This is a genomic window from Klebsiella sp. K-3 (assembly GCF_051207495.1).
Lineage (GTDB): Bacteria > Pseudomonadota > Gammaproteobacteria > Enterobacterales > Enterobacteriaceae > Klebsiella > Klebsiella aerogenes.
This window is the reverse complement of the sequence record NZ_JBPNXF010000008.1, coordinates 349,117-361,565: the sequence shown is the minus strand read 5'-3', so window position 1 is coordinate 361,565 and position 12,449 is coordinate 349,117. Positions and strand designations below refer to the sequence as shown.

Genomic DNA, 12,449 nt, shown 5'->3' with positions numbered 1-12,449 from the left:
GCCGTTGGACAGCACGAAACGGTCGCGGTCGGCCCAGGACGGGTTCTGCGGGTTATGGTTCAGGAAATCACGCCACAGGACTTCGGCAATGTCAGCCATGCCCATCGGGGCGCCAGGGTGGCCGGATTTGGCTTTCTGTACAGCGTCCATGCTCAGCGCACGAATAGCGTTGGCAAGCTCTTTACGTGAGGACATTTTGACTCCAGTTCGGATGTTATAAGGCCATGCCCTTAACGACTTGACGAGAGCGCGTTTTGGGCTACGCCGGAAAAAAGTGTGAACAATGTAACCCAAGCGACAAAGCATGTACATGGAGCATCCTTTTGCCCATTAAGAAATCTCTGGAACACGTTGTGCTGCCGCGGAATCCACTCGCCCGGATCATGAGATACTATTTATACTTTGCACAGGACGAGGCGGGTCCGTCGTCGCCCATTATTCAGATAAAAAACCATAAGATTGTGGAAGATAAAAATGAAAATTCGCTCAACCCTTCTTGCCTTCGGGATCGCAGCAACATTAACCGGATGTCAGAACATGGACTCCAACGCCCTGCTGAGCTCGGGCGCGGAAGCATTCCAGGCCTACTCTCTTAGCGACGAACAGGTAAAAACCTTAAGCGACCAGGCGTGTAAAGAGATGGACGCCAAAGCTACTATTTCTCCGGCCAACAGCGAGTACAGCAAACGCCTGAGCAAGATTGCCGCCGCGCTGGGCGATAACATCAACGGCCAGCCGGTCAACTATAAGGTTTATGAAACAAAAGACGTCAACGCCTTCGCGATGGCCAACGGCTGCATCCGCGTTTACAGCGGCCTGATGAACCTGATGAACGATAACGAAGTAGAAGCGGTTATCGGCCACGAAATGGGCCACGTTGCGTTGGGCCACGTGAAGAAAGGCATGCAGGTCGCGCTAGGCACTAACGCCGTGCGCGCGGCGGCGGCCTCCGCTGGCGGCATCGTCGGCAGCCTGTCGCAGTCGCAGCTGGGCGATCTCGGCGAAAAACTGGTGAACTCGCAGTTCTCCCAGCGCCAGGAGTCGGAAGCGGACGACTACTCTTACGACCTGCTGCGCAAACGCGGCATCAATCCATCGGGACTGGCCACCAGCTTCGAAAAACTGGCCAAGCTGGAAGCCGGCCGTCAGAGCTCCATGTTTGACGATCACCCGGCATCGGAAGCCCGCGCGCAGCATATTCGCGATCGCATGAAGGCCGACGGTATTAAATAAGCGACAGCGGGAGGCATTATTGCCTCCCTTTTTTATATACCCGTAAAAATATTTAGCCGCATCAATTGATAATTTAAGCGCACAAACCGTTAATTATTATCACAGCGCATCACAGCAAATTATTTTATGCCCGGCGATTCAGAAATATATTATTTGGTAAATTAAAAAGGCCGCACACTATCTGGCTTCCAGAATCGTCTTTGCCCGAATAATAAATAGTCCACCCCTTACTGCCTGGTACACGGCTCATGCGCCATACAGCCTGTTTCCGGCTGCAATAACTGCTCACACAATGATTGCTTTCGACATTATTTCAGGACAATATCTGACTGGCAGTGATTCCCATGAATATATCGACAGACAGAGAAGTGCCCTCAGTGAAAAAAGAATTACCATTACTCGCACTTGGCATTATTGCCGCCGCGCCGGCTTTCGCCAGCCAACAATCTACCAGTCAGGGCTTTATTGAAGACAGTCACCTGGATCTCTTTTTACGTAACGCTTATATCAAACGCGATTATCGCGATGGATTACCGGATAAAGCCGAATGGGGTCAGGGTATTATCGCTACCTTCGAATCCGGCTTTACTCAAGGGCCGGTCGGCTTCGGCGTTGACGGCATTGCGCAGTACGCCGTGCGCCTCGACGGCGGCCGCGGCCGCAGCGGCGCGGGCGGTATCGACTTTTTCGCCCAGGATGATGATGGCCGCGCGAAGTCCGATTTAGCCAAATTCGGCGCTACCGCTAAAATGCGCTTCTCGAATACCGTACTCAGCTACGGCAGCCAGCGCCCGATGCTGCCTATCGTCTACGCCGATGACTCGCGGCTGCTGTATGAGAGCTATACCGGTACCATGCTGACCTCAAGAGAAATCGACGGTCTGGAAATTAACGCCGGGTATCTCACCGATCAGCAGCGCAAAAGCGACGACAGCCACAACAGCGGCCTGAAAAGCCTGACCTTTGGCGGCGCCAGCTATCAATTCAACGACCAGCTCAGCGGCGCGCTATACGCTTCACACGTCGAGGACGTGCTGAATAAGCAGTATCTCGGCCTGAACTACAAGCAGCCGTTCGCCGCCGACCAGCAGTTAATTGTTGACTTCAATGGCTATAACTCGCGCTTAGATCAAGAATATGCCGACGCCAATGACACCGGGCGCAGCAACAGCATCTGGAGCCTGGCCGCCAGCTATATCTGGGATATTCACACTTTTAAGGTCGCTTACCAGCAAAGCAGCGGCAGCACCGGCTACCACTACGGTGGGTATCAGAATCAGGGCGGCGTCGGCGATGGCGGCAACACCATCTGGCTGGCTAACTCCTACTGGTCTGATTTTAACGGCGAGGATGAGCGTTCCTGGCAGGCCTCCTATGGCCTGGATTTTGCCGGACTGGGCGTACCGGGCCTGAGCTGGACCACCGCCTACGTTCGCGGCGATAACATTAAAACCGCCGAGACCAGCAACGGTAAAGAACACGAATGGTTCAACCAGGTGCAGTACCAGGTGCAAAACGGCATGGCGAAAGATTTGAAATTGAGACTACGCTATTCGGTGCTGCGCGTTTCCAGCAACGCCAGCGACTATAACGTCAGCGGTAATGAGGTGCGGTTCTACGTCGAATATCCGTTTAACGTATTTTAACCGTGTAATGAACCCTCTCCTGCGGGCCGGCCCTCTCCCGGCGCGCAGGAGCAACCGTCCGGCGCCTTGATTAACCCCCTGTGCCGTGCGGTACCCTCTCCCCGGAAGGGAGAGGGTTGGGGTCACTGGATTATCATTAATACAGCGTCTTCTGCGGCGGGCCGGCAAAGCGCAGCGCGCCAATCTGGCCCATTTTCACTTCCACCACCGATGGACCCGGCATCGCCAGCGCTTCGGTCATCACCGCCTGGAAATCCTCCGCCCGTTCCACGCTCCACGCCTGCAGGCCAATCGCCTGCGCCAACAGGGTAAAGTCCGGCGTGTGCAGCTCGTTGTAATACTGGCGGCCGCCGAAGTACTTATCCTGAATACCGCGCATCACGCCGTAGCCGCCGTCGTTCATAATCAACAGCGTTACGTTGGCCTTCTCCTGCGCCAGAGTCGCCAGTTCGCCAAGGTTGAGGCTCAGGCCGCCGTCGCCGACCAGGCCGACCACTTTCCGTTGCGGATTGGCAATCGCGGTGCCCACCGCCATCGGTAGCCCCATACCGATGGCTCCGGCCAGAGAATGGATATTCATCAGCGGGCCGTGAGCGCGGAACAGGCGGCTGCCCCACAGGCTGCCGGAAACGGTAATATCGCGCACCAGAATGCCGTCATCGGGCAGCGCCTGCGCAATCGCGTCATTCAATTTAGCGTAAGCGCCGCACTGGTCGCGCAGCCCCTGCTCCGCCGCCTCTACCGCCGCTTTAAGCTGGCTATCCCAACGCGCATCGCCCCACATCCGGCCCTGCACCCGCGCTGCCAGCGCCGCTAATAGCGCCCGGCAATCCGCCACCAGGGTATTGTCCATCAAGTAGTTACGGCTGGCCGCCGCCGGGTCGATATCAATCTGCACCCGCGGCGTGGGCAGTTCCAGCGTCCACGAGCGCGTTTCGTTGCTGCGCAGCCGGGAACCGGCCACAAGTGTGAAATCACATTGTGAAATCAGCGCTTCAACCGAGGGAGAATTATGAAACGCGCGCAGACTGGCGCGATGGCTGTCCGCCAGAATGCCGCGGCCGTGGGTACTGGAAATCACCGTCACCCCCGCATCCGCCAGCGTCTTCACCGCCTCGCCGCTCTCTAACGCGCCGCCGCCAAGCCACAGCAGCGGCTGCTTCGCCTGCTTAAGCTGCGCCCACAGCGTATCGACCAGCGACGCTTCCGGCTCAACCGCCGGAGCGCGTTTCAACGGCGCGGTCAGCAGTGAAAGCGGAATTTTGGCGCTCTGAATATCGATGGGGATTTCCACCGATACCGGGCCGCACGGCGGCGTCTGCGCCTCCTGAATCGCCTTATGCAGGATAGCCACCGCCTGGTTGGCGTTGCTAATGCGGTAAGCGCGCTTCGAACTGGCTTTCAGGAAGGTCAACTGATCGCGGGTTTCATGAATAAAACCGGTGTCGGCGTCCAGCCAGGCTTTTTCGACCTGTCCGGTCAGGTGTAGCAGCGGCGTACCGGCGTTCATCGCCTCAACCAGCGCGCCGACCGCATTACCCGCGCCCGCGCCGGTACTGGTCAGCGCCACGCCGAGCCCTGAAAAACGGCCGTGGGCGTCAGCCATGGTCACCGAGCCCGCTTCGCCGCGCGCCGGAACAAAGCGGATTTTTTCCCGCTGGCCGACGGCATCAGCGATCGGCAGGTTATGGATAGAAATGACGCCATAAATGGCTTCAACGTGATACTGCTCCAGCGTTCTGGCGATGGCATCGCCGACGGTTATCATTTCGCTCATTGCTCACCCTTTCTCAGTCGCACCAGTGGTTGACGCTATTACCCGTCGCCAGATAAATGCTCTTTTGTTGCATCCAGGCTTTCAGCCCCTGGATCCCTTTTTCGCGGCCCAGACCGCTCTCTTTAAAGCCCCCAAACGGGGTCGAAATGGAGAAAACTTTGTAGGTATTGATCCACACCGTACCGGCTTCCAGTTGCTCGCTCAGACGCAGCGCGCGGCCGGTATCGCGCGTCCAGATCCCCGCCGCCAGCCCGAAGACCGAATCATTGGCCTCACGGATCAACGCCGCTTCATCGTGAAAACGCATCGCCACCAGCACCGGCCCGAAGATCTCTTCCTGGCAAACGCGGGCCTGGTTGTTCAGCCCTTCAATGATGGTCGGCAGGAAGTAGCTCCCCGCCGCCAGCGCCGGATCCGCCGGGATCTCGCCGCCGCATAGCACGCTGCCACCTTCGCGTTTCGCCAGCTCGACGTACTCCAGCACGCTCTGACGGTGTTTATCGTTGATCAGCGGCCCGACGTGGGTGCCAGCGCTGAACGGATGACCAACCCGCAGTCCTTGGGTTAACTCCAGCAGGCGGGCCATTAATTGTGGATACACTTTGTCATGGACAAACAGACGCGAGCCGGCAATGCAGGCCTGACCGCCGGAGCTGAAAATGCCGTAGCAGATGCCCCGCGCCGCCTGTTCGATATCGGCATCTTCCAGCACGATGGTCGGCGATTTGCCGCCCAGCTCCAGCGACGCCGGGATCAGCTTTTCCGCCGCCACGTGCGCCAGGTGACGCCCGGTGGTAGTGCCGCCGGTAAAGGAAATTTTGCGCACCTTAGGATGGCGGGCTAGCGCATCGCCGATAATCGATCCTTTACCCGGCAGCACGCTCAGCAGTCCGGCGGGTAAACCGGCCTGCTCAAAGATCTTCGCCAGTTCCAGCGCCATGAGCGGCGTGGCTTCCGCCGGTTTGAGGATCACCGCATTTCCGGCGGCGATCGCCGGGGCCACCTTCTGCATTTCACTGGCGATCGGCGAGTTCCACGGCGTGATCGCCGCCACCACGCCCAGCGGCTCATAGCGGCTCAGGGTCAATAGATCCGCCTGCCGCGGCGTCGGCAGCTCGCCTTCAAGCAGTTCGCAGGCGGCGGCAAAATAGCGTGCTGTGCCCGCCGCGCTCATCACCAGCCCTCGCGCTTCCGCCAGTGGTTTACCGTTATCGCGGCTCTGCTTTTGGGTGAGCGCATCAAGCTGTGCTTCAATCAGATCGGCAACCTTATGCAGGATCTTCGCCCGCTGATGCGGCAGCATCGTCCACCACGTTGGCTCCCGCCAGGCGCGGTCGGCGCAGTCGACCGCCTCCTGTAAATCATCGAGGCTTGCCGCATGCAGCGCCGCGTTAATAGCGCCATCCGCCGGAAACTGGCTGTGCATCAAATTGCCGCCGCCGCGACGCCACTGGCCGCCGATAAAAATGTCTAATTCGTCCATCTCAGCCTCTCTGCGTTATGCCAGTTCACGGCAGGCGCGTACCGCGCTCAGTGCCGCGAGGGTCGATGTTTTCGGATTGCTGGCGAGCGGCAGGCCGCTCAGCTCCAGGTGAAACTCGCCGAACAGTCCTTCGGCGTGTAGCGTATGGGTGTTGCGTTGCGTCGCCGGATCGACCATCAGCTGTACCCGGGTCGCGTCAAGGCCGATACCGCCCAGCGCGATGGTTGCCGCCACGTTGGCATTTGCCGGGAATAGCCGCGCCGCCTCGCGGGCGCTGCCTTCAAAGAAAATTTGCGCTTCATTGACCGCGCTGAGGTCGATAAGCTGTTCGGCATAGCTGCCGCGCCAGCTGGCCGGGCTTTTACGCGACTGATAGGTCACTCGTTCAAGCCCCCCCTCTTTCGCCGCCGCCAGGCCGTCAATCCCGGCGACTGCGCCGGCCAGCAGCGTCAGCCTGCCGCCCGCCTGGCGTAAACGCTGTTCCAGTTCGCTGTCCGCCAGCGCGCCGGTGGAGATCACCGCCAGATGCCAGCCGCGCGCCAGCACCGCTTCGCCGTACTGCGCGACCGCCTGCTGGCTGGCGCATTCCAGCACCAGATCCGGCGTCTCTTCGCACTGCAGCGGATCGGTAAGCGGCGTCACCGTGTGGCCGAACTGCTGGCGGATCGCCGCATGATGCGATTCGCGGGCGACGATCCAACCCAACGTCACCTGCGGCGGCAGGCGTTCAATCACCGCCTGGGCCATCGCGCCATAGCCGATTAACATGACCTTTTTCATCATCTTTCCTTACAGATGGCGGCAGAAACCGCCGGAAACGTCCAGCGCCGCGCCAGTGGTAAAGGAGGCCAGCGGCGAAGCGAGGAACAGCAACGCCTGCGCCGGCTCCTGCGGCTTACCAAGACGCGCCATCGGGATCCCACGCTTACGGGCAATATCCGCGGTCCACTGCGGCCAACTCTGGCTCTTATCGCTGCGGTTTTCAAAACGGCGCTGCCACTGCCCGGATTCGACCATTCCCAGCAGGATGGAATTCACGCGGATGCCTTTCTCCATCAGCTCTTTCGACAGGGTCAGCGTCATATTGAGCAGCGCGGCACGGGCAGCAGAGGTGGCAATCATGTGCTCTTCCGGCTGCAGCGCCAGCAGAGAGTTCACGCAGGTAATCGAGGCGATATCCGACTGCTCAAGCTGCGGCTGGAAAGCCTTTACCGGGTTAATCACGCCGAACAGTTTCAGTTCGGCTTCGTGCAGCCAGGCCTCGCGCGGCGTATCGGCGAAGTGGGCGACATAACCCTGCCCGGCGTTATTAATCAGCATGTCGGCGCCGCCGAAACGCGCGGCGACCGCGTCAGCGAAGGCCTGAACTTCCGCTTCATTCAGTACGTCGCAGCGCCAGGAGAACACCTCGCCTTCGGGATATTCGTTTTGCAACGCCGCATGGGCGCTGGCCAGCCGATCCGGGTTGCGGCCGCAAAAGGCGACCTTCGCCCCTTCGCCCAGCAGCAGGCGCAGCGTTTCAAAGCCGATCCCTGACGAGCCGCCGGTGACTACCGCGACGCGTCCTTCAATTTGTGCATTCATCGCGCACCTCTTCCCCTATGCGTAAAAGCTGTTGATTAAAAAAGGTTTCGTTATCGAGATAGCTGGCATGTCCAGCCTGCGGGATGGCGATGTAAGGGGCGCCGTAACGCAGCGCCACTCCTTGCACCAGCTCCGGTTGGGTAATGGCATCCTGCTCGCCGCACCACACAGAGAGACGACCGCGATAGTCGGCGAGCCAGCGGTGGATGTCGTCATGCGCCAGCATCCAGGCGGCGGCGAGGTAACCTTCGCTACGCAGCCTGCGCATGCCTGCCGCCACCGTCGCCACATCGGCTTCGCGCGCGCCGGGGCGCAGCAGTTTTGCCGCCCGCCCCTGCGCCATCGCCTCACCGCCCAGCGCCATCTGCTGTTGACGTCCATGCCAGACTTTTTCCCGCTGCGCCGCCTCCGCCTGGCCGTATCCCTGCGCGACGTCGGCGAGTACCAGATAAAGCACCCGCTGCGGGTATTTCGCGGCGAAGGCGGCCGCCACCAGTGCGCCCAGCGAATGGCCGACCAGTATGGTTTGCTCTACTCCAGCGCGATCCAGCATTCGCGCCAGCGCGTCGGCGTAATCACCAGCATCCGCCGGCGTTGCCGCCAGCATCGGGCTCTCGCCATAACCGGGCATATCCCAGGCCAGCACACGGTAGCCGGGAAGCGCCATCTGTTTATGCCAGGAGGCCGCGCCGGAACTGATGCCGTGCAGCAGCGTCAGCGGAATGCCGCTTCCTTGTTCACGAAAACCCGTCATCATCGCCCCTTAGTTACGTTTTACTTTTGCCAGCGGATGATCTTCCGGGTAGGTCGGAATATGCGGCTTATGGGTGCCGAGCATCACGCACATCAGCGCCTCTTCTTCGCCGTGGTTAAACAAACCGCGGTAAATTCCAGGCGGCACCGAGATCAGATCGCGTTCTCGCAGCACGGTTTCGGTATAGTTGTCGCCGTCCTGAATCATCAGGGTGATCTGCCCTTTGAGCATGAAGAACACCTCTTCTACGTCATCATGCAGGTGCAGCGGGCCTTCACATTTGGACGGCAACACCATGGTGGAGAAGGTGAAGTGCTCGGCCGGAACGGTGTTGGTATCACTGGCGACGCCGGTGGCGCCGGTGCCGATGTAGCGCATCTGCGCGCGGCGATATTTCGGATCAAAATCTGCCTGGAATTTCAGCGCATTCCAGTCGTATTTACGGCCTTCAAAGCGCGCGATACGCGACTCCACCCACTCTTCCATCGTCAGATGGTCAGGTTTCAGACTCTGTTTTGCAGTTACGGTTGAATCAGTCATCGTTTTATCCTCAGTAACGTCTCAGCAGCGGCAGTAACAGGGCGCAGCCCACCGCCGCCATCACCGCCAGAAAAATCAGCCCGGAATCCATGCTATGGGTGAAGGCGATAAGCGCGCCCATCACCGCCGGCGATAAGGCCCCGGCAAAGTTTCCCAGCCCGTTGAAAATCCCGCCCGCCGTGGCGCTGACCCGTGGATGGGTCGCTTTAGCCAGCAGCGCGAAAATGTTTGGCGCGCCGGTGCCCCACATAAAGGTGCTAAAGCTCATCGCCGCGATCACCGGCAACGGCGCGCTAAAATGCATCACCGCCGCCAGCCCGATTCCGGCGCCCGCCAGGGAAATAAAGCAGGCGGCGGCGCGCTTATCGACGCGGTCAGAGAGCCAGGCGCCAATAATTTCGCCTAGCAGCATGGCGATAAACGGCATCGACGACAGCCAGCCGGCGTGTTCCAGATGAATGCCTTTGCCTTTAATCAGGTAGCCCGGCAGCCAGCCGTTGATCCCCCACAGATAGGCGAGAAAGGCGATATTGAAGATGCAGATCATCCAGAAATGCGGACTCACGAAGAGCTCGCGCCGCGCGCTGCGGCGCACTTCCTGCGACGTTTTATCGCTGCCGACTTTCGCCTCCAGCTGCACGCCGCGCAGCCCGATGCGCACAAAAATCAGCACCGGTACCGTCAGCATCGCCATCACGAAAAAGGTGCTCTGCCAGCCGAAGGTATTGAGTAGCCAAATTGACAGCGGGAAACCCAGCGCCGCGCCAACCGGCGTGCCGAGCAGCCACAGCATGGTGGCGCGCGCCTGTAGCCGCTGTGGGAAGGTGTGGCGCACCACGGCGAACGCCAGCGGGAACAGCGGCCCTTCAGCGATGCCCAACAGGATGCGCAGCGTCACCATCAGCACGTAGTTGTGGGTGAAGCCCATGATCACCATCAGGATGCACCACACCACCATCATTCCAGTTAGCAAGCGCAGCGGCGCAATCCGGTCGCCAAGGCCGCTTAATAACACTGACGAGAAGCCGTAGCTCAGCAAAAAGGCGCTCATCAGAATACCCAGCCGGGTGGTATCGAAATCGATCCCCATCGCCTGCTGGAAGTGGCTATCGGAAAACAGCGCGGCGATACTGATTTTGTCGAAAAACGCCAGCAGTACGCAGGCCAGCAGCGACAGCGGAATGGCCCAACGCACCGCTTTTTCAGGCGTGCGGACGCCCTCGCCGCTCGCCTCAGCAGGCGCGGCGTTAGTCTCTAATGTGGTCATTTCTCCCCCTTAAGGGTTCGCGTTAATTATCGCAATGACATCAGCGAGAAAGTCGGGTCAGCGAGCGGGACGTCAGAGAGATCCCTCCCCGCCGCCATCCAGCGCTTCGCCAGCTTCACGGTACGTGCATTATTGAAGGCCACCAGCTGCGTTAAACGTCCATCGGCGTTCAGCGAGAAGTAGAGCGCGCCCTGCGGCTCGTCACGCACGATGGTGCGGCTGCCCACCTGCGGGATCCCCAGGATCTGAATATTGCGATCGTATTGATCTGACCACAGCCACGGCGCCTCGTCGTAGCCGCTGGCCTGCGGATCGAGCATCGCTTTCGCCGTCGCGATCGCCTGATTTTGCGCAAAGGCCCACGACTGAATGCACAGGCCGTACTGATGGTGCTGGGCGACATCGCCGGCGGCGAAAATCGCCGGATCGCTGCTGCGCCCCTGGGCATCGACGACAATTCCGCGCTCGACAGCGAGCCCGGCATCGCGCGCCAGTTCGAGATTCAGATCGACGCCGATCCCCACCACCACCGCGTCGAAGGTTTCCCTCTGGCCGTCGCAGTGCAGCGTCGGCAGGCCGTTATCATCTTCCAGCTCCAGCGCGCCGCAGCCGCGGCGAATATCAACGCCCTGCCCGCGATGCAACTCATCCAGCGCCAGCGAGACCTCCGTACTGACCGAGCGCATGCACAGCGCCGGCTGTTGTTCATAAAGGGTCACGGCTACGCCGCTTTTGCGCGCCGAGGCGGCGATTTCGAGGCCAATCCAGCCGCCGCCGACGATCGCCAGCCGCGTTGCCGATGCCAGCCGCTGCTTCAGACGCTGCGCGTCCTGCCAGTGGCGCAGGGTATAGACCTGCGGATGCTGCGCCCAGACCTCGGACGGCAGCCGCGCGCGGCCGCCGGTGGCGATCAGCAGTTGGTCGTACGCCAGCGTTTCGCCGTTGCTCAGCGCCAGGGTTTTATTTTGCCGATCGATCGATTCCGCCCGCAGCGGGCGGTACCAGCGCAGATCCAGCGCCTGCTGCGCCTCGGCGCTGAATAACCGCGGCAGCGCCGGTTCGGCCTCCAGCAATGCCGCTTTCGACAGCGGCGGGCGCTCGTAAAAATCCCATTGCTCTTCGGCAACCACGCAAATCTCGCCGCTAAACCCTTCATCACGCAGCGTTTTCGCTGCCCAGCCGCCAGCCTGGCCGCCGCCGATAATGACTATCCGCGCCGTCATACCGCCTCCGGTTTTTTCTGCTGGCGACGGGTATCGTGATCGATACCGCCTTCCACCGCCCATTCGGTAAAGGACACGAGTGAATGCTCAAGTTCGCGCGGCTGCCAGTTTTCCGTCAGATAGTCATCGTTGGTGTAGTACTCAAAAGCGCCGCCGGTCGGGCTGTTGACATACCAGAAGTAGGCCGAGGAGACCGGATGGCGGCCGGGGCCGATAAACGTGCTCCAGGCGTTTTTATTCATCGCAATGCCGCCGCCGATCACTTCATGAATATCCCGCACGGTAAACGCGACGTGGTTAAGTCCACGTTTGCGGTTGGGCAACTGCAATAAGAAGAGGTTATGGTGGCCGCCGCGTACGCCGCAGCGCAGGAACACCGCGCGATTGATATAGCGGTCTGAAACCTGGAAGCCGAGCACTTCGCGATAGAAACTTTCCACCGCCGCCAGTTCTTCCACGAAGAACACCACGTGGCCGACGTTAATCGGCTGCGCGCGGTCGTACACCGGGCTCGGGGTGTCGATGCGACGCACATCGCCCCACTGGTTGATCGGTTCAACGTTCAGTTCAACCGCCGTTTGCTGGCTAACCTGCACCCGCAGCGTCATACCGTTAGGGTCGCGGCACTCCAGCGCGCCGTCGATTTCACGGAAGCCGGGCTGGCGTTCCAGCTTCGGGCGCAGCGCATCCAGCGCCGCCCGATCCGCCACGCCCCAGGTCATGCGACGCAGAGTGTTGCCCGCCTCAAAGGCTGGCGGGAGATCGGCGGCATCGGTCGGGTTAAGTTCGACCCGCGCGCCGCTGAGGGTGGTAAACGCGCGGCCGCTGGCGTCGCCGGTCAGGCCAAAATCGCGCATAAATTTGGCGCTGTTGTTCAGGTCGTCTACGCCAAATTCCAGCTTTTCAATTCCGGTAATACTCATTATTCGTCGCCTCTTTACC

General features: G+C 60.2%; 12 protein-coding genes. 2 read left to right on the top strand and 10 right to left on the bottom strand.

The genetic code is table 11. The features are described from left to right. Positions 1-195: hypothetical protein (locus ACSEMK_RS15825; RefSeq protein ID WP_435336607.1), on the bottom strand; the 195-nt coding region annotated here is incomplete at its 3' end. 279 nt (positions 196-474) lie between these two features. On the opposite strand from ACSEMK_RS15825, the gene ACSEMK_RS15820 reads away from it, so the two are divergent. Both ACSEMK_RS15820 and ACSEMK_RS15815 read left to right on the top strand, forming a co-directional pair. Then, on the top strand, positions 475-1,233 hold the full coding sequence (locus tag ACSEMK_RS15820) for a M48 family metallopeptidase (RefSeq protein ID WP_430915092.1): 759 nt from the start codon (positions 475-477) through the stop codon (positions 1,231-1,233). A 377-nt stretch (positions 1,234-1,610) separates the two neighbouring features. Further along, entirely contained in the window at positions 1,611-2,879 is a 1,269-nt protein-coding gene (locus ACSEMK_RS15815; RefSeq protein ID WP_015703438.1) for an OprD family outer membrane porin, read from the top strand. 136 nt (positions 2,880-3,015) lie between these two features. On the opposite strand, the gene ACSEMK_RS15810 is transcribed toward ACSEMK_RS15815, so the two are convergent. Genes ACSEMK_RS15810 through ACSEMK_RS15770 form a run of 9 tightly spaced genes read right to left on the bottom strand, consistent with a single transcriptional unit; the run spans position 3,016 to position 12,430 of the window. After that, positions 3,016-4,656 carry a thiamine pyrophosphate-binding protein gene (locus ACSEMK_RS15810; protein WP_113373032.1) on the bottom strand — a complete coding sequence of 547 codons (1,641 nt, stop codon included), beginning with the start codon at positions 4,654-4,656 and terminating at the stop codon, positions 3,016-3,018. A 13-nt stretch (positions 4,657-4,669) separates the two neighbouring features. After that, complete coding sequence (locus ACSEMK_RS15805; protein WP_316424737.1) at positions 4,670-6,139, bottom strand: aldehyde dehydrogenase; 1,470 nt, start codon at positions 6,137-6,139, stop codon at positions 4,670-4,672. A gap of 15 nt (positions 6,140-6,154) precedes the next feature. Beyond that, positions 6,155-6,919 (bottom strand): aspartate dehydrogenase, encoded by a 765-nt coding sequence (locus tag ACSEMK_RS15800; RefSeq protein ID WP_049053886.1) that lies wholly within the window; start codon positions 6,917-6,919, stop codon positions 6,155-6,157. Between the two features lie 9 nt (positions 6,920-6,928). Beyond that, positions 6,929-7,723, bottom strand: a complete 795-nt coding sequence (locus ACSEMK_RS15795) for an SDR family oxidoreductase (RefSeq protein ID WP_411326097.1) — start codon at positions 7,721-7,723, stop codon at positions 6,929-6,931. Continuing rightward, positions 7,707-8,477 carry an alpha/beta fold hydrolase gene (locus ACSEMK_RS15790; RefSeq protein WP_213793565.1) on the bottom strand — a complete coding sequence of 257 codons (771 nt, stop codon included), beginning with the start codon at positions 8,475-8,477 and terminating at the stop codon, positions 7,707-7,709. The genes ACSEMK_RS15795 and ACSEMK_RS15790 overlap by 17 nt, the downstream gene beginning before the upstream one ends. A 9-nt stretch (positions 8,478-8,486) precedes the next feature. Next, positions 8,487-9,017 carry a cupin domain-containing protein gene (locus tag ACSEMK_RS15785; protein WP_004152888.1) on the bottom strand — a complete coding sequence of 177 codons (531 nt, stop codon included), beginning with the start codon at positions 9,015-9,017 and terminating at the stop codon, positions 8,487-8,489. A 10-nt stretch (positions 9,018-9,027) separates the two neighbouring features. Then, a complete protein-coding gene (locus ACSEMK_RS15780; protein ID WP_271032127.1) occupies positions 9,028-10,284 on the bottom strand; it encodes an MFS transporter in 1,257 nt (418 codons plus the stop codon). Positions 10,285-10,310: 26 nt separating this feature from the next. Beyond that, on the bottom strand, positions 10,311-11,507 hold the full coding sequence (locus ACSEMK_RS15775; RefSeq protein ID WP_430915091.1) for an NAD(P)/FAD-dependent oxidoreductase: 1,197 nt from the start codon (positions 11,505-11,507) through the stop codon (positions 10,311-10,313). Next, entirely contained in the window at positions 11,504-12,430 is a 927-nt protein-coding gene (locus tag ACSEMK_RS15770) for a VOC family protein (RefSeq protein ID WP_213316589.1), read from the bottom strand. Before ACSEMK_RS15770 ends, ACSEMK_RS15775 begins: the two co-directional genes overlap by 4 nt. Between the last annotated feature and the right edge of the window lie 19 nt (positions 12,431-12,449).